Annotated in this window: 16 protein-coding genes and 2 pseudogenes; 11 read left to right on the plus strand and 7 right to left on the minus strand. The window is 70.2% G+C overall.

Translation table 11 applies throughout. The features are described 5' to 3' along the window. Positions 1-5 precede the first annotated feature (5 nt). Positions 6-1,295, minus strand: a complete 1,290-nt coding sequence (locus tag AB0E07_RS25635) for an ABC transporter substrate-binding protein (protein ID WP_362256603.1) — start codon at positions 1,293-1,295, stop codon at positions 6-8. 164 nt (positions 1,296-1,459) lie between these two features. Between AB0E07_RS25635 and AB0E07_RS25640 the strand changes: the two genes are divergently transcribed. Both AB0E07_RS25640 and AB0E07_RS25645 read left to right on the plus strand, forming a co-directional pair. Further along, a complete protein-coding gene (locus AB0E07_RS25640; protein ID WP_362256606.1) occupies positions 1,460-2,521 on the plus strand; it encodes a LacI family DNA-binding transcriptional regulator in 1,062 nt (353 codons plus the stop codon). Positions 2,522-2,780: 259 nt separating this feature from the next. Beyond that, positions 2,781-4,130 (plus strand): MFS transporter, encoded by a 1,350-nt coding sequence (locus AB0E07_RS25645; protein ID WP_362256609.1) that lies wholly within the window; start codon positions 2,781-2,783, stop codon positions 4,128-4,130. A 60-nt stretch (positions 4,131-4,190) separates the two neighbouring features. Here AB0E07_RS25645 and AB0E07_RS25650 read toward each other — a convergent pair whose 3' ends face one another. Genes AB0E07_RS25650 through AB0E07_RS25660 form a run of 3 tightly spaced genes read right to left on the minus strand, consistent with a single transcriptional unit; the run spans position 4,191 to position 5,904 of the window. After that, on the minus strand, positions 4,191-4,490 hold the full coding sequence (locus AB0E07_RS25650; protein ID WP_362256612.1) for an NAD(P)-binding protein: 300 nt from the start codon (positions 4,488-4,490) through the stop codon (positions 4,191-4,193). Continuing rightward, a complete protein-coding gene (gene arsB / locus AB0E07_RS25655) occupies positions 4,487-5,599 on the minus strand; it encodes an ACR3 family arsenite efflux transporter (protein WP_362256615.1) in 1,113 nt (370 codons plus the stop codon). Before arsB ends, AB0E07_RS25650 begins: the two co-directional genes overlap by 4 nt. Further along, positions 5,596-5,904: a metalloregulator ArsR/SmtB family transcription factor gene (locus AB0E07_RS25660; RefSeq protein WP_362256617.1), complete on the minus strand. Its 309-nt coding sequence runs from the start codon at positions 5,902-5,904 to the stop codon at positions 5,596-5,598. The genes arsB and AB0E07_RS25660 overlap by 4 nt, the downstream gene beginning before the upstream one ends. A gap of 95 nt (positions 5,905-5,999) precedes the next feature. On the opposite strand from AB0E07_RS25660, the gene AB0E07_RS25665 reads away from it, so the two are divergent. The 5 genes and pseudogenes from AB0E07_RS25665 to AB0E07_RS25685 form a co-directional block, all read left to right on the plus strand. Further along, positions 6,000-6,422 carry an arsenate reductase ArsC gene (locus AB0E07_RS25665; protein ID WP_362256744.1) on the plus strand — a complete coding sequence of 141 codons (423 nt, stop codon included), beginning with the start codon at positions 6,000-6,002 and terminating at the stop codon, positions 6,420-6,422. Next, entirely contained in the window at positions 6,419-7,414 is a 996-nt protein-coding gene (gene trxB / locus AB0E07_RS25670) for a thioredoxin-disulfide reductase (protein WP_362256621.1), read from the plus strand. The genes AB0E07_RS25665 and trxB overlap by 4 nt, the downstream gene beginning before the upstream one ends. Before the next feature lie 345 nt (positions 7,415-7,759). Further along, complete coding sequence (locus AB0E07_RS25675; RefSeq protein ID WP_362256624.1) at positions 7,760-8,341, plus strand: IS607 family transposase; 582 nt, start codon at positions 7,760-7,762, stop codon at positions 8,339-8,341. Beyond that, positions 8,338-9,744: an IS607 family element RNA-guided endonuclease TnpB gene (gene tnpB / locus AB0E07_RS25680; RefSeq protein ID WP_362256626.1), complete on the plus strand. Its 1,407-nt coding sequence runs from the start codon at positions 8,338-8,340 to the stop codon at positions 9,742-9,744. The genes AB0E07_RS25675 and tnpB overlap by 4 nt, the downstream gene beginning before the upstream one ends. Positions 9,745-9,807: 63 nt before the next feature. Beyond that, positions 9,808-10,743, plus strand: a pseudogene (locus tag AB0E07_RS25685) (ArsO family NAD(P)H-dependent flavin-containing monooxygenase); the annotation flags it as partial. A 4-nt stretch (positions 10,744-10,747) separates the two neighbouring features. On the opposite strand, the gene AB0E07_RS25690 reads toward AB0E07_RS25685, so the two are convergent. The 3 genes from AB0E07_RS25690 to AB0E07_RS25700 form a co-directional block, all read right to left on the minus strand. Then, positions 10,748-11,266 carry an N-acetyltransferase family protein gene (locus AB0E07_RS25690; RefSeq protein ID WP_362256629.1) on the minus strand — a complete coding sequence of 173 codons (519 nt, stop codon included), beginning with the start codon at positions 11,264-11,266 and terminating at the stop codon, positions 10,748-10,750. A 13-nt stretch (positions 11,267-11,279) separates the two neighbouring features. Further along, on the minus strand, positions 11,280-11,651 hold the full coding sequence (locus AB0E07_RS25695) for a metalloregulator ArsR/SmtB family transcription factor (RefSeq protein WP_362256632.1): 372 nt from the start codon (positions 11,649-11,651) through the stop codon (positions 11,280-11,282). A 121-nt stretch (positions 11,652-11,772) separates the two neighbouring features. Further along, on the minus strand, positions 11,773-11,916 hold the full coding sequence (locus tag AB0E07_RS25700) for a hypothetical protein (protein WP_362256636.1): 144 nt from the start codon (positions 11,914-11,916) through the stop codon (positions 11,773-11,775). 352 nt (positions 11,917-12,268) lie between these two features. On the opposite strand from AB0E07_RS25700, the gene AB0E07_RS25705 reads away from it, so the two are divergent. The 4 genes and pseudogenes from AB0E07_RS25705 to AB0E07_RS25720 all read left to right on the plus strand — a co-directional run bounded on the left by AB0E07_RS25705 (position 12,269) and on the right by AB0E07_RS25720 (position 16,766). Next, positions 12,269-13,672: an NAD(P)-binding domain-containing protein gene (locus tag AB0E07_RS25705; RefSeq protein WP_362256638.1), complete on the plus strand. Its 1,404-nt coding sequence runs from the start codon at positions 12,269-12,271 to the stop codon at positions 13,670-13,672. Beyond that, the gene (locus tag AB0E07_RS25710; RefSeq protein ID WP_362256641.1) at positions 13,669-14,907 is read left to right on the plus strand and encodes an MFS transporter; all 1,239 of its coding nucleotides are present in this window, start codon (positions 13,669-13,671) and stop codon (positions 14,905-14,907) included. The genes AB0E07_RS25705 and AB0E07_RS25710 overlap by 4 nt, the downstream gene beginning before the upstream one ends. A gap of 110 nt (positions 14,908-15,017) precedes the next feature. Continuing rightward, a pseudogene (locus tag AB0E07_RS25715) lies at positions 15,018-15,992 on the plus strand (transposase family protein); the annotation flags it as partial. A 606-nt stretch (positions 15,993-16,598) separates the two neighbouring features. Beyond that, on the plus strand, positions 16,599-16,766 hold the full coding sequence (locus AB0E07_RS25720) for a hypothetical protein (RefSeq protein ID WP_362256644.1): 168 nt from the start codon (positions 16,599-16,601) through the stop codon (positions 16,764-16,766). Positions 16,767-17,197: the final 431 nt, after the last annotated feature.

Raw genomic sequence — 17,197 nt, forward strand, 5'->3', positions numbered from 1 at the left:
CAGGGTCACGCCCCCTTGGCGATGATGGCCTCGGCCTTCTCGGCCAGCTCCCGCAGGGCGTCGGCCGGGCTGGACTTGCCGAGCAGGGCGCTCTCGAGGGCCGGCTTGAACTCCTCCCGGATCTCCAGCCAAGTCGGCACGCCCCCCTCGGAGAAGGCATGGTCCAGGTTGTCCACCGCGAACGAGACGAGCTTGTTGCTCTTCACGTAGTCGGATTCCGCCGCGCTCAGGACCGCGGGGATGTTCCCGCGCTGCTCGGCCGCCTGCGGCGACACCTTCTCCCCCGACAGGAACTCCACCAGGGCCTTGGCCTGCTCGGGATAGCGCGTCTTCGCCGACAGAGTGGCCAGCGTGCCGCCCTGGAACAGCGCCGGACGCTGCTGGTTCAGCATGAAACCGGCGATCTTGTCCTCGGCGATCAGCTCCGGGGCGCTCTCGGACACCTGCCGCCACATGTCGTTGTGCCCGACCATCATCGCCGCCCGGCCCTGGACGAGAGGCGCGACGACCGCCCCCTTCTGAGTGAAGCCGTAGTCCTCGATCTTCTCCGTGCGGATGATGTCGACCATCCACTGGAGGGCGTCCACGGCCTCGTCCGAGTCGAAGACGGGCTTGCCGTCGGCGAACAGGTCGCCGCCGTGCGCCCACATGAGGGGAAGATAGGTCTGGCGCAGGTCGTTGCTGAGGATGTCCACACCGGCCCGTGTCAGCTTGCCGCCCTCGCGGACGGTCAGCTCCTTGGCCATCTCCTTCAGCTCGGTCAGATCCTTCGGCGGCGCGTCGATTCCCTCCTCGGCCAGGATGTCCTTGCGGTATATGCCCATTCGGGTGTCGAGGAGGATAGGGCGGGCATAGGTCCTGCCCTCATAGATCCCGGGCTGCACCACTCGTGGGTTGTACATGCGGTCCAACTCGGACTGGCTCGTCCCGAGATCGGCGAGTACCCCCTTCTCGACGAAGGGCGGGATCCAGCCGACGCCCATGAGCATGACGTCGTAGGGCTGCCCTCCCACGATCGACGTGGCGAGCTTCTCGTTGAGCTTTCCGTACTCCGTGTAGTCCACCTGGACGCTGACGCCCGGGTGGTCCTTCCTGAAGTCGGCGAGCAGTGAGGTGAGCAGCTTCTGTCCGTCCGCGCGATCGAAGATCGGGGTGAGCAGCCGCAGGGAGGCATCACCACCGCCCTCCTTCTGGGGCGCGGGACCGCCGCAGGCGGACAGGGCGGCGCCTGCCGCGGCGGCGGCGCCCAGTCCGAGGAGTCTTCTTCTGGAGAGGGGCGACGTACGTGGGCGCATAGGGGACTCCCGGCTGAAAGGTACGCACTGGTCGGGTGACGAGCTTGCCTTTTGGCTGGTGCATCGATTTACTGGTGTTTCGATGCACGAGACTAGGAACGGCAGTACGGGCTGTCAACACAGCGGAAACATTTGGTTTCCGATTCACAGGGAGAGAGAGGTCAGTGGCCGGGGTAACGATCTACCAAGTGGCGCAGGAGGCGGGGGTCTCCCCCAGCACGGTCTCCAACCTGCTCAACGGCCGGACCGGCAAGATGCTGCCCGAGACACGGTCACGAGTGGAGTCGGCGATCCGGCGCCTCGGCTACCGTCCCAACCGGGCCGCCCAGCAGCTGCGTACCGGGCGGATCCAGATGCTCGGACTCATCGTGCCGTCGGTGGCCAATCCGTTCTGGGGCACGTTCGCCCGGCATCTGGAGGCCGCGGCACTGGCCGAGGGCTTCTACATGCTCCTGTGCAACAGCGAACGAGACCCGGAGCGAGAGCGGCGCTACGTGGAGGAACTCTGGGGTGACGGCATCGGCGGGGTGGTGCTGTGCTCCTCGCTCCCCTCACTCGACCACGTGAAGCCGACCGTCGAGGCCGGACTCGGGCTCGTGGCTTTCGACCGCACCGCCCAGCCCGGCGATCCGCACCGCGTGGTGAACATCGGGACCGACAACGTTCTCGGCATGCGCCTGGCGACAGAGCACCTGCTGGCCCTCGGACACAGGCAACTGGCCTTCGTGTCCGGCTCGATCGGCAGCGTCAACCGGGCCGAGCGCTACAGCGGGTTCCGCCAGGCCCTCGACGATGCCGGCCTCCCCAGGTCGGCCGGCATCGTGTGGTCGGGAGCCGACACGGTCAACTTCGACGACCAGGACGCGGCCGAACTCGGACGAGTTGCCGCGCTGGAGATCCTCTCGGCGCCCCGCCCGCCCACCGCCATCGTCGCCATCAACGACATGTGCGCACTGGGCGTCATCGCGGGTGCAAGGGAGGCGGGCCTGGTGGTGGGCCGCGACGTCTCCGTGACCGGCTACGACGACATCATGCTCGCCGGCATGGCTATGCCCACGCTCACCACGGTGCGGCAGCCGGTGGAGGAGATGGCGGCCACCGCATTCACCAAACTGCGCCACGTCATGGAAGGTGACAGCGGCGAAAGCGGTCAGTCCATCCTGCACCGTCCCGCCCTGGTGGTCCGCGCCTCGACATCGGCGCCCGCAGCATCCCCAACCATGTAGCCGGAAGGCGCTGTCACCAAGACCGAGCCTGCCGCACTGCGCCGGACCCACGCTCATACGCGCCCGATCGCCCTGCGGAGGGTGGCGCTGCGGAACTGACACGCAAGAACGCCGACAGGCCGGGCCTGGCCGCCTCCGCCACGGTCACCCTTCGAGGGCGCGACCCCCCGGGCCCCGCTGAGGCCTGCCTTGGGTGTGCCGGAGCCGCAGCCGAAGCCCGGCAGGCTCGCACCGGACGACGACCAGGAGGCGACCTCGATTGACCACGGACCCCGGAACCGGTTCCGCCCCCGGCACACGCGGTTCGTTCCGCACCCGGCGGCGCGGAGCCCCTCTGCTGTCTGCGTTGAAGGTGAGGAACTACCGCCTGTTCTTCCTCGGCCAGGTCGTCTCCAACAACGGCACCTGGATGCAACGCATCGCCCAGGACTGGCTGGTCCTCAGCCTCACCGGCTCGTCGACCGCTGTCGGTATCACCACCGCCATGCAGTTCCTGCCCCTGCTGCTCTTCGGCCTGTACGGCGGCGTCCTCGTCGACCGCCTGCACAAGCGCCCCGTACTCCTCGCCACCCAGGTGGCCATGGCCCTCAGCGCCCTGGTGCTCGCCGTCCTCACCCTGACCGGCAGGGTCGACGTTTGGCACGTGTACGCCGCCGCGTTCACCGTGGGCCTCGCAACCGTGTTCGACAACCCGGCACGCCAGTCCTTCCTCTCCGAACTGGTCGGCCCGGAACTGCTGCGGAACGCGGTCGGCCTCAACTCGGCGAACTTCCAGTCCGCCCGGCTGATCGGCCCGGCCCTCGCGGGCCTCCTGATCACGGGGGTCGGCACCGGGTGGGCGTTCCTCCTCAACGGCGTCTCGTTCGCCGCACCACTGGCCTGCATGATGCTGATGCGGCGCCGCGAACTGCACGCCGCCGAGCGGGCCCCGCGCGGAAAGGGGCAGCTGCGCGAAGGCCTGCGCTACGTCGCCGGTCGCCCCGACCTGGCCTGGCCCATCATCCTGGTCGGCTTCTTCGGAACCTTCGCCCTCAACTTCCCCGTCCACCTCACTGCCTTCGCCGACGACGTCTTTCACAGCGGTGCGGGTACCTATAGCCTTCTCAACACTCTGGTCGCGGCGGGGTCCCTGGCAGGCGCACTGCTCGCCGCCCGGCACGAGGGAGGGCGGCGGCGACTGCCCTTCTTCGCCGCGCTGGCCTTCGGGGCGCTGGCGACCGTGGCAGCCGTGGCACCGACCCTGTGGAGCTTCGCGCTGCTCATGGTCCCCATGGGCCTGTTCGCCATGGTCGTCAACGTCACCACCAACGCCACCATGCAGACCTCAACCGCCCCAACCTTTCGAGGCCGGGTCACCGCGCTCTACATGATGGTCCTCCTCGGTGGGGCACCTCTCGGCGCTCCGGTGGTCGGCTTCATCACCGACACGTACGGCGCCCGGTCCGGCCTTGCCGCGGCGGGCGCGGCGGCCGCCCTCACCGCCACGGCGACCGGCCTCCTTCTGGTCAGGGCAGGCGGCCATCGATTCACTGTCGGCTGGGGCAACCACGTCCCACGGATACGAGTCGTGCCCCGAGGGGCCGGCAGAAGCACCGGGCCTCGCGCGTGACCGCAGTCCGCCCCGGCGGGGCGGATACCAGCCGGATCGCCTTCCGCCATGCCCTGGGCCTCACCGTCCTGGCGTAAGGCGTCCGCATGGGTGCCGTGCTGGACGGGCAGCCCGTAGCGCTGTTCGTAGTCGGTGAGCCGGTCCACCTGGAGCCCCGCATCCCGGTGGGTCCCACTGGCACGGGTCCGTCCAGACGTCGCGCAGGTCCTCATCGGCCCTCTCCTCGCTCGCCGCATCCCCGCCCGGCGCCGCCTCCCCGTCCAGGATCACGAAGTCGAGGCCGCGCCGGCGCAGGTGGTAGCCGGCGGCGAGTCCCGCCTGGCCGCCACCGACCACCACCACATGCGTGTGCTGCGTCACGGTGCGGTCGTCACCGCGTCGGCGGTGAACTTCCTTCGCCAAGCGAGCGCTACGTACACCAGGCCGATCAGGACCGGGACTTCGATGAGCGGTCCGACGACGCCCGACAGGGCCTGGCCGGAGGTGACACCGAAGGTGGCGATGGCGACCGCGATGGCCAGCTCGAAGTTGTTGCCCGCCGCGGTGAAGGCGAGGGTCGTGGTGCGGTCATAGGCCAGGCCCAGGCTCTTGCCGAGGAGGAAGGTCCCGAAGAACATGACTGCGAAGTACACCAGCAGCGGCAGCGCGATCCGGGCGACGTCCAGCGGCTGGGAGGTGATCGTCTTCCCCTGGAGGGCGAAGAGGATGACGATCGTGAACAGCAGCCCGTACAGCGCCCACGGGCCGATTCTCGGCAGGAACTTCGCCTCGTAGTCGGCGCGGCCCAGCTTCTGCTCGCCGATGCGGCGGGTGAGGAAGCCGGCCAGCAGCGGGACACCGAGGAAGATGACGACGTTCAGGGCGATGTGCCAGACGGAGACGTCCAGCCCCTGGCCGTCTCCGAGGTTCATCCAGCGGGGTAGCAGATCGAGGTAGAACCAGCCCAACAGGCCGAACGCAAGGACCTGGAAGACGCTGTTGAGGGCGACCAGGACGGCGGCGGCCTCGCGGTCGCCGCAGGCGAGGTCGTTCCAGATGATGACCATGGCGATGCACCGGGCGAGGCCGACGATGATCAGGCCGGTGCGGTACTCGGGCAGGTCCGGCAGGAAGATCCACGCCAGGGCGAACATCACGGCAGGGCCGACGACCCAGTTGATGACCAGCGAGGAGACCATCAGCTTCTTGTCGCCGGTCACGCGGTCGAGCCGGTCGTAGCGGACCTTGGCCAGGACCGGGTACATCATCACGAGCAGGCCGAGCGCGATCGGCAGGGAGATGCCGCCGATCTCCATCTTCGCGAGCGCGTCGTTCATGCCCGGGATGACCCGGCCCAGGCCCAGGCCGACGGTCATGGCGAGCAGGATCCACACCGCGAGGTAGCGGTCGAGGGTGGAGAGCTTCTTGACGATCGAGTCGTCCTTACCGCCAGTCGGAGCGGAGGCGGTGGTGGGCTCGGTGGAGGTCACGGGCAGGCCCTCTTGTTCGCTGCGGCGGTGCGGGCGGAGACTGCGAGCTCGGCGAACTGCTCGGACAGCCCGGCCAGGACCTCGGGCTTGAGCTTGTAGTAGGTGAAGCGACCGCAGGGCTCGGTCTCCACGATCCCGGCCTCGCGCAGCACCTTCATGTGGTTGGACAGGTTGGTCTGCTTGGCTCCGGTCTCCTCGACCAGGTGCGTCGTGCAGAGCGTCTCGCGCGCCAGCAGGGTCACGATTCGAAGGCGGAGCGGATCGCCCAGCACCCGGATCACATCAGGATCGACTGAAGTCAGCATGCGCTGATACTCTCACATCATCGCCCGCTGATACCAGCGGGGGCTGAAGTCATTGGCGGCTGCGTTCCGCCATGCGACGAAAGAGAACGATCACCATGGCCGACAAGCCGTCCGTCCTGTTCGTCTGCGTCCACAACGCCGGCCGCTCCCAGATGGCCGCCGCGTGGCTCACCCACCTGGCCGGCGACCGCGTCGAGGTCCGCTCCGCCGGCTCCAACCCCGGCGACCAGGTCAACCCGGCTGCCGTCGAGGCCATGACCGAGGTCGGCATCGACATCTCCCAGGAGACGCCGAAAATCCTCACCATCGACGCGGTCCGCGAGTCGGACGTGTGCATCACCATGGGCTGCGGCGACACCTGCCCCGTCTTCCCCGGCAAGCGCTACCTCGACTGGAAGCTGGAGGACCCGGCCGGCCAGGGCGTCGAGGCCGTCCGTCCGATCCGTGACCAGATCAAGACCCTGGTGGAGGACCTGATCGCCGAGATCGCCCCGGTGAAGCCGGAGGCGACGGCGTGAGCGGGATACACGAGGTCGTCATCATCGGCTCCGGCCCCGCCGGCTACACCGCCGCCCTCTACACCGCCCGCGCCCAGCTGAGGCCCCTGCTGTTCGGCAGCTCCGTCTTCGTCGGCGGCTCGCTGACGACCACCACCGAGGTGGAGAACTTCCCCGGCTTTCCCGAGGGCGTCGACGGCCCCGTACTGATGCAGAACATGCGTGCCCAGTCCGAGAAGTTCGGCGCCGAGATGATCGACGACGACATCACGGCCGTCGACCTCAGCCGCGACATCAAGCTCCTCACCGACTCCGCCGGCATCGTCCACCGCGCGAAGACGGTGATCATCGCCACCGGTTCCGGCTACCGCAAACTCGGCCTGCCGAACGAGGACGAGCTCTCCGGGCGAGGTGTCTCCTGGTGCGCGACCTGCGACGGATTCTTCTTCCGCGACCGCGACATCGTTGTGGTCGGCGGCGGCGACACCGCCATGGAGGAAGCGACGTTCCTCACACGCTTCGCCCGCTCGGTCACCGTTGTCCACCGCCGCTCCACCCTGCGCGCCTCCAAGGTCATGCGGGACCGGGCATTCGCGGACGACAAGATCTCCTTCGCCTTCGACAGCGAGATCGCCGAGGTCAAGGAGGCGAACGGCATGCTCGGCGGCGTCGTCCTGCGCGACGTCTTCACCGGTGCCACCCGCGAACTGGACGTGACGGGCCTGTTCATCGCGATCGGCCACGACCCGCGCACGGAACTGTTCAAGGGGCAGCTGGATCTCGACGGCGAGGGCTACATCAAGGTGGACTCCCCGTCGACGTGTACGAGCCTGCCCGGGGTGTTCGCGGCCGGCGACGTCGTCGACCACACCTACCGCCAGGCCGTCACCGCCGCCGGAACCGGTGCGGCCGCAGCCCTGGACGCCGAGCGATACCTCGCCGCCCGCGGCGCGGCCGAGACTGCGCCGGCGACCGCCGAGAACGAGCCGGCGACCGCAGCCGTCCTCATGTGAGCGGTACGTGCACGCGGGGACGTCCGGAAGCGGGACTGCTGCTGCTCCGTGGTGTGACTGCCGCCGGCGCCAGTGGCCAGTGAGATGTGGGCTGGCCGTCGCGCTGGAATGCGCTTGTGACACAGGGGCGGGATCGTCCCTGCCGCGCGCGGGTCCATGCGTGATCAGCAAGCTGTCACTGGAGGTCTGTGGGCCGACGGAAACGGACGCGTTGTGGCAGCGTGTCGTGTCCTGGCTGTGCGAGTACGCCCCGGTCGGTCACCGTGCTCTGGGGGTGAAAGCTGCGGCAGATTTCCTAGTCATTCATGGTCACTTCTAGTCACGTATGTTGGATAGTTTCGGGGTGTGAAGCTGTCGGAGTGGGCGAGTCAGCAGGGCGTGAGCTACCAGACCGCCTGGCGGTGGGTAAAGAGCGGCAAGATGCCCGTTCCCGTCCGCCAGGCGCCGTCAGGCACGTGGCTGGTCGATGAGGCCGCTGCCGAGCCGGCCGGCCGGGTGGTGGCGTACTGCCGTGTGTCGTCCGCCGACCAGAAAGCGGACCTGGAGCGGCAGACGGCCCGGGTGACGGCCGGTGCGAACGGGGTGGGCCTGCTGGTCGCGGAGGTCGTGGCCGAGGTCGGGTCGGGGCTGAACGGGCGGCGGCGCAAGCTGCACCGGCTGCTGTCCGACCCGTCCGCCGCGGTGATCGTGGTCGAGCACCGTGACCGGCCGGCCCGGTTCGGTGTCGAGCACCTCGAGGCCGCGCTGTCCGCGTCCGGTCGGCGCCTGGTCGTCCTCGACCCCACCGAGACCACCGACAACCTGGTGCGCGACATCACCGAGGTCCTGACGTCGATGTGTGCCCGCCTGTACGGGCGGCGCGCGACGAAGACCCGGGCCACCCGCGCGGTGGCCGTGGCGACCGCCGAGGACGAGGACGCCGGATGAAGAAGTTCCAGGCGCAGCCCGGGTTCGTGGTGCAGGCGTTCCGGTTCGCGCTGGACCCGAACGCCGCCCAGGAGGCTGCGCTGCACTCGCACTGCGGTGCCGCGCGGGCCGCGTACAACTGGGCCGTCGGCTGGGTGACCGCCTCGTGGTGGCAGCGTAAGGCCGAGGAGTCCTACGGCGTCCCTGCCGCTGGTCTGACGGAGTGGCGGCCGTGGTCGCAGCCCTCGCTCCGCAAGGCGTTCAACCAGGCCAAGCACACCGATCCGCGGTTCGCCTCCTGGTGGGAGGAGAACTCCAAGGAGGCGTACACCACCGGCCTGGCAGGCGCGGCAGCCGCGTTCGACAACTACGCGAAGTCCAAGCAGGGCAAGCGCAAGGGCGCCCGCATGGGTGCGCCGCGGTTCAAGTCGAAGCGGAAGGCGCGTCTGGCCTGCCGGTTCACCACCGGCACGATCCGCACCCACGAGCCCACCGTGAAGCTCCTCGCCCGCGTCCAGGCCGGTTCGGCGCGGATCCTGTCCGCGACCGTCCGCCACGAACGCGGGCGCTGGTTCGTGGCCTTCCAGGCCGAGGTGAAACGCGACCTGGTCCGCGTGGCACGCCCCGGGACGGCCGTCGGCATCGACCTCGGTGTGAAGACCCTCGCCGTGATGGCCGACAGCACCGGCGAGATCCGCACCGTCGACAACCCGAGGCATCTGGACGCGGCGCTGAGGCAGTTGCGCCGCACGTCCCGTGTCGTCTCCCGCCGCCAGGGCCCGGACCGCAGGACCGGCCGCAAGCCGTCGAAGCGGTGGGAGAAGGCCAACACCCACCGCAACCGCGTCCACCACCGGGTGGCGAACCTCCGCGAGGACGCCCTCCACAAGCTGACGACCGCCGTCGCCGCCGAGTACGGCACGGTCGTCGTGGAGGACCTGAACGTCGCCGGGATGCTCCGTAACCGGCGCCTGGCCCGCCGCGTCGCCGACGCCGGGTTCGGCGAGATCCGCCGCCAGCTCGCCTACAAGACCAGCCAGCGCCACGCCACCCGCCTCGTCGCGGCCGACCGCTGGTACCCCTCATCGAAGACCTGCTCCGGGTGCGGCGCGGTGAAAGCAAAGCTGCCGCTGCACGTCCGGACGTACGAATGCGACGCCTGCCATCTGGTCATCGACCGGGACGACAACGCCGCGCTCAACCTCGCCGCGCTCGCGGCAGCCTGCACCACTGGTACCGGAGTGGCCGGAGACCAGGACACCGCCCCGGCGGTGTCGAAGCCTCGTGGAGCCGACCGTAAGACCCGCACCACCCGCCCCCGCCGCAAGGCGGAGGCGGGGCGGGCAGGTGGCGCGACCCTGCCGCACCAGCGGCAGGAAGAAGCGAGAGACCGTCCTCAAGCCGAGCCCCTGACGCTCTGGTGATGTGACGGACCTCCCGGGCCAAAATGCCCGGGATGCTGAGATCTGACTACGGTCTCGGCAACGGCATGGCAGCACATGTGGGACTCCCTGCGCCTGTTCTCCCCGGCCGAGCACTCCTCGCTGCCCGGCCGCCTCATGCCCGCCCAGACGGGCGAGATCCACCCGGGCGCCGGACATGTGGTGGACTACCTCACCGACTACGAGAAGGGCTACGACCTGCCCGTCCGGCACGGCACCCGCGTGCACGCCGTACGCCGCGACGCGGACCGGCTTCTGGTCGAGGCGGACACCGGCATCTGGCGGGCGAAGGCGGTCATCAGCGCGACCGGCAGCTGGTCGCGGCCGTTCCTGCCCGCCGTCCCTGGCCGATCCGTCTTCACGGGTCGGCAGTTGCACACGGTGAACTACCGCTGTCCCACCGACTTCGCCGGGCAGCGCGTCCTGGTGGTGGGCGGCGGCAACTCCGGAGCCCAGATCGCCGCCGACCTCACCCTCGACGGCTGTGTCGGGGTGACGTGGGTGGCGCAGCGCCCGCCGCGGTTCCTCCCCGACGACATCGACGGCCGGGCCCTGTTCGATGTCGCCACCGCCCGCCGCCGCGCTCTGGACGCCGGCCGTGCCGACACCGGCGGGGTCGCCTCCCTCGGCGACATCGTGGCCGTGCCGCCCGTCCGCGCCGCCCGCGACGCAGGACTCCTCACCGCGAAGCCGATGTTCGCCCAGCTCACCGCAACCGGTGTCCGTTGGGCGGACGGCAGCCAGAGCGAGGCGGACGCGGTGATCTGGTGCACCGGCTTCCGCCCGGCCCTGGCCCACCTCGCCCCGCTGAACCTGCGGGGTCCGCGCGGCCACATTGCCACCGAGGGCACGCGGGCGCTGGGTGAGCCGCGGCTGCACCTGCTCGGTTACGGCGACTGGACCGGCCCGGCCTCGGCCACCCTCATCGGCGTCGGCCGCCCGGCCCGCGACGCCGCCCGCGCGATCACCCAGCTGACCTGACCGGTCAGGTGACGGTGGGACTGCGGCGCTCGACGAGGGCGACGTCGCGCCAGACACCGTGATGGCGCCCGATCCGTTCCCGCGTGCCGATGACACGGAAGCCGGCCCGCTGGTGAACGGTGAGGCTGGCGGTGTTCTCGGGGAAGATCCCCGACTGGATCGTCCAGATCCCCGCGCGTTCAGTGGAATCCACCAGCGCACGCAGCAGGGCGGAGGCGATGCCGCGGCCGCGGGCGGCCCGGTGGACGTAGACGGAGTGCTCGACCACACCCGCGTACGCACACCGGTCGGATACCCGGCTCGCGGCCACCCAGCCCAGCACGGTCCCGTCCGCGTCGAGGGCGGCGAAGCGGTGCCCGGGCAGCTTCGCCGCATCGAACTCTTCCCAGGTCGGTGCGAAGGTCTCGAAAGTGGCGTTGCCCTCGTCGATCCCCGCCTGGTAGATGGCCAGTACCTGCCCCGCGTGCTCCGGCGCCAGCGGCACGATCACCGCGTCGGCAGCTCCGCCCACCACGACGTCCATCTCCCCGTCCCGGTCAGGCCGCAGCCGGCAGGGCCAGCAGCTTGCCCATCGCCACCAGCACCGACGGCTCGACCCGGTAGTACACCCAGGTGCCGCGCCGCTCGGAGGTGAGTAGCCCGGCCTCCTTCAACTTCTTCAGATGATGGGACACCGTGGGCTGGGACACGCCGACGTCGGAGATGTCGCACACGCATGCCTCCCCGCCCTCGTGCGAGGCTACGGCGGAGAACAGTCGCAGGCGGACCGGGTCACCGAGCGCCTTGAACATCCGCGCGGCCGACTCGGCCTCCTCTGCGGTCATCGGGCGCTCGGACAACGGCGGGCAGCACGGCACCACACCCTGACCGTCAGGTTCGAGCAGCGGCAGTGCCTTGGCATTCGACATGCGTCTATGTTGACACACGTCGAACCAGTGAGGGAGGCCCGTCACCGGCCGGCGAGACGAGTGGCCAGGCATCGGGCGATCCGCTCCGCGTCCCGGCCGAGGGCGCGCGGAGCGGCGAAGTTCACCGGGCCGCGGGGGCGAGCGTGATGTGTGCGGCCTCTGCGAGTTCGGCGGCGATGTGCACCGCGGAGTTCCCGGCCCCGCCCACGACCGCCCGGCGGCCGGCCAACGGGGCCGGACTGCGACAGTCGGCGGCGTGGCGCACCTGCCCTGCGAACTCCTCAGGGCCCGCCCGGCAGAGCGGGCGGGTGCGGGTCTCCGGACATCCCGGAGGCCGCCACGGCGGCCCGCACGGTCGACCGCCCGCCATCTCCAGGAGTGGCGCGGCCGCCATCCCGCCGCGCCGTCGGACGCCTCCGGACCGGCGGCCGCAGCCCGCGGCGCAGCGCGTGGGCGGCGGCGGGCCGGACCGACAACCGCCGATCACGGTGACGTCGATGCATTCCATCAGCGAACCCCTTCATTTCGATGAATGTCTATGTTGACGCTCATCGATACAGGTGTCATGCTGGGCCGTGCAGTCCATCGACAGATGTCGAAACACGCAAGGAGTCGCCGTGAACGCGCCCGCCACCACCGAGCTGCCCGTCGTCGTGATCGGGGCCGGACCCGCCGGTCTCGCAGCCGCCGCCCACCTCATCGACCAGAACATCGAACCCCTGGTCCTGGAAGCCGGACGCACCGCCGGCGCCGCGGTGCGCGAGTGGTCGCACGTGCGGCTCTTCTCCACCTGGGGCGAGGTCGTCGACCCCGCCGCCGAGAAGCTGCTGGCCCCCACCGGCTGGACGAGGCCGGACCCGGCCACCTACCCCTCCGGCGGTGACTGGGCCGACTTCTACCTGCAGCCGCTGGCCGACGTCCTCGGCGACCGCGTCCGCACCGGCGCCACCGTCACCGGCGTCTCCCGCACCGGCCGTGACCGGATCGTGGACACCGACCGCGAGACCCAGCCGTTCGTCGTGCACGTCGCCCACACCGACGGCCGCGAGGAGCGCCTCTTCGCCCGCGCCGTCATCGACGCCTCCGGTACCTGGGCCACGCCGTCCCCGGCCGGCGGCAGCGGGCTGCCCGCGCTCGGCGAGAAGGCCGCCGCGGACCGGATCACCTACCGCGTCCCGGACCTCAAGGACCCCGGCGTCCGGGCCCGGCACGCGGGCAAGCGCACCGCCGTGATCGGCTCGGGCGCCTCCGCGTTCACCGCCCTCGCCTACCTGGCCGACCTCGCCAAGTCCGACGACGGCTCGGGCACGAAGGGCGTGTGGATCCTGCGACGGGGTATCTCGGGCTCGACCTTCGGCGGCGGCGAAGCCGACCAGCTCCCGGCACGCGGCGCCCTGGGACTGGCGGCCAAGGCGGCCGTAGACGAGGGCCACGCGGACGCGGTCACGGGCTTTCGCACCGAGACGATCGAGCGTGACAGCGACGGCCGCCTCGTCCTGGTCGGCGAGGACGGCCGCCGCTTGGACCCCGTCGACGAGGTCATCGTGCTGACCGGCTTCCGCCCCGATCTGTCCTTCCTGGACGAACTCCGCCTCGGACTGGACGAGCGCCTCCAGGCCCCGGTCGAGCTGGCGCCATTGATCGACCCCAACCAGCACTCCTGCGGCACCGTCTACCCCCACGGCCACCGCGAGCTCTCCCACCCCGAGCGGGGCGTGTACCTGGTCGGCATCAAGTCCTACGGCCGCGCCCCGACATTCCTGGCGATGACCGGCTACGAGCAGGTCCGCTCCGTCGCCGCGGCGATCGCCGGTGACCTCGAGTCCGCCGACCGCGTGGACCTGACCCTGCCCGAGACGGGAGTCTGCGGCGGCGCCGGCCTGTTCGACGCCCCCGACGCCGCTGAGGCTGACGGCGGTGGCTGCTGCGCGCCCGCGCCGCAGCTCGTCCCGCTCGGTACTCCCGCCGCGGTCGGCGCGGCAGCCGAGAAGGCCCCGGCGGGCGGCTGCTGCAGCTCGTGACCGACCTCGGTACCCGCGACGGGAACGCGACCGGAACAGGGGACCGGTCGCGGCCCCGCGCCGCCCTGCCCGCCCTCTGCGCCACGCAGATCGTGAGCTGGGGCACCGTCTACTACGCGTTCCCCGTCCTCAACCCCCAGATCAACACCACGACGGGATGGCCGACCGGGGCGACCACCGCGGCGTTCTCTCTCGCCCTCGTCATCTCCGCCCTCGCCGGAATCCGCGTCGGCCGCATCCTCGACCAGCGCGGCCCCCGCGCCGTCATGACCATCGGCTCCCTGCTCGCCGCCATCAGCCTGCTGATCGTGTCTGCAGCCCCCAACCTGGCGATTTTCACCGCCGGTTGGATGCTCGCCGGATGTGCGATGGCGGCCACCTTCTACCAGCCCGCGTTCGCTGCCCTCACCCGCTGGTGGGCCCCCGACCACGTCCGCGCCCTGACCATCGTCACCCTCGCCGGCGGACTCGCCTCCACTGTCTTCGCACCCTTGACTGCGGCCCTCGCCGACCACCTGTCCTGGCGCCACACCTACCTCGTGCTCGCCGCCGTCCTCGCCGCCGTCACCATCCCCGCCCACGCCCTGGCCCTGCGCGCACCATGGCCCGACGCCCCCACCAGCCCGGCGCACAAGGCCGAAGGCGCTCAAGGCGTCGGGCGCAGCAGGCCGTTCGTGCTGCTCGCCGCCGCCTTCACCCTGTCCGGCTTCGTGATGTACGCCGTCGTCGTCGCGCTCGTCCCGCTCCTGCTGGAACGCGGATACACCACCAGCCAGGCCGCCTGGGCCCTCGGCATCGGCGGCGCCGGACAGACCCTCGGCCGCACCATGTACGCAGCCCTTGCACGCCACACCACCGCAACAGCCCGCACGACAATCCTGATTGCGCTCGGCGGACTGACCACCGCCGCCTTCGCGGCCGCGCCCGGCCCGTTCGCCCTTCTCATAGCCGTGTCACTCGTGGCCGGCATGGTCCGCGGCAACCTCACCCTCCTCCAGGCCACCGCCATCACCGACCGCTGGGGCACCGCCCACTACGGTCGCCTCTCCAGCCTCCTCGCAGCACCGGCCCACACAGCAGCAGCCCTCGCACCGTTCGCCGGCGCCGCCCTGGCCGTGCCACTCGGCGGCTACGAGCCACTGTTCTTCCTCCTGGCCCTCGTCTCCACAGCCGCCGCGTTCATCGCACCATGGACCCACACACCCGCCGCACGCCGCCGCCTCCCACTGGTCTGACCTGCGCGTCATACCCGGCATAGCTGAACCCCCCGCTGGCGTGCCCAGCCCGGCGACGACGGGTCAACGAGTCTGTCCAGACACTGTTTTCGGGCCTGTGCCCGCTGGTCATGGACGACGTGATCGATGAGGGTGAGCGGATCGTGGTGCGGGCGCGGACACCGCGCGACACGGCGCCGTGTCCGGTGTGCGGGGTGTCGTCGGGGCGGGTGCACGGCTACCACTCGCGGACTGTGCCTGACGTGCCGGTCGACGGGAGGCGGGTGGAGGTCCGTGCACGAGCGACCTATGCTGAGGCGGTCCGGCGCGCCCTGCCTGACGCGGTGCAGGTCGTGGACCGGTGGCATGTGTGGCACAACCGGTGCGAAGCCGCTCCGAGCGAGGTCAAGGCGCACAGCACCTGTCGGGGCACCTTGCCGGACGCGCCCATCTTGACGGGCCTCGCGCCCAGACAACCCTGGAACGCCGGCACCAGGTCCACGGGCTGCTCGACCAGGGCGACGGCTTGCTCAAGAGCGCCTGCCGTCTCCAACTCGCCCTGAACCCCGTCAAACGCTCCGCGCGAGCCGATGGCCCCGGCGTCCCCGTCAACCACTTCCTCGAAGAGATCAAAGCCCTGGGCTTCACGGGCTGCCTGAACCTCCCGCGCAAGTACGTCAACCAGGGCCGCGCGGACGCCGACCGCAGCCGTATCTCCCCGCACACGTTCGCCCGGATGCTGCTGACCAGGCCCGACAACCTCAAGGCCGAGCAACGCGAGCTCCTGGCCAAGCACACAACCGTCTGCCGCGAGATGACCCAACTGGCCCCCAAAATAAGGGACTTCGCCCAGCTCCTCACGCCACACGCCGACAACGCCGACTCGCTCACACGCTGGATCACCCAAGTCCGAGCAGCCGACCCGCCCCATCTACATGCCTTCACCCGGCCTGGACCGGGACGCCGACGCCGTGATCGCCGGACTCACGCTTCCATACAGCAAAACGGCCCCACCGAGCGCGTCAAACACCAAGACCAAGCGGATCACACGCCAGTTGCAAGGACGACCGGGCTTCACCCTGCTTCGGCACCGCATCCTCCTCGGATGGCGGCACGCTCCGTCAGCACCGAATGCGAGACAGGGCCGTTGGCTGGACAGACCCGCCCCGGGCCACCCTCTCACCGCCGACCCGCCCCATACCAGCAGGACGCCAAAAGCGCAGCAGAGGCACTCCGTGCGTAAGGCCGGATCGGCCAGCGTGAGCCAGTCCTGCCCTCCGGCCACCCTGGGCAATCCGGAACATCATCCGGCGCCCTCGATCATACGGAGGCGGAGCACGAGCCCGTCCAAAGCCACAGCCACACGCTACGCCGACGTCGGGCTGGGACATCCCGACGTCCGTCGTCGATCCAGGGGCGGCAGCATCCGGTGATCTCGTACCTGCGGATGTCAGCGAAAACCATCGGTGCCGGCCCGGTGACGGCCGACAGGGGTTGCCGGCCGACGGCCGCATCATCAGCTGCCCTATCCTGTGGCCGGGACAGGTTCAACATCGCGAGACCAATCGGGTACCCCCGAAACCCCAAGGGGTCTGGCCTTCCCGCTACGCACTCCACTCCCCCAGGGGCCCGACCGGAACCAACAGGCACCGCGCCTCAGCTGGAACCGCAGGAACATCTTGGGACCCGATTCCACAAGAAGGAACAGACGGATGCCCGCAAGACGCTTCTGGGGACTCATCGTCCTGTCCGTGACCACTGTCTTCTCTGTCATCGGCTACTACCTCAACGACCACAGCCCGAGCGGCCCCTGGGGCCTCGCGGGCCTGACCTGCGGCCTGATCACGGTCATCGCGATCCACCGGCTCCAGAAGAAGTAGAAGAACCGCCGTACCGCCACCCAGGGTTCCCGACCGGCCCACGGCGCACCAGCGGTGTCGAGAGGTTGACAGCAGCTCAGTGACGGCCCGGACGCCGGCGCACCAACTGCCGTCCTGCCGTGATGGCGAACCGGAGGCAGGCAGTCCTGGAATACCGCGAACCTGCCGTCCACCTCTGCGCGGATGCAGGTATCGGGTATCACCACGTCAGGCATCAGGTCTCCCGCCGTGGCCTCTCGCTCAGGCTAGGTCTGTCAACTGCCGGGCGGCCACCTGCTCACGCAGGTGCAGGGCACGGCGCCGGGGACGCGGCACTGGGGCGGGATCGTTCACCCGTCGAGCCCAACGAAGCCAATCGCGCGTTGCATTGCCGTGATCGCCGTTTCTACGCTGATCGCGCTCTGCCGGCGGCGGACCAGGGCGCCGCGAAA

This window comes from Streptomyces sp. NPDC048002, assembly GCF_040653275.1.
Lineage (GTDB): Bacteria > Actinomycetota > Actinomycetes > Streptomycetales > Streptomycetaceae > Streptomyces.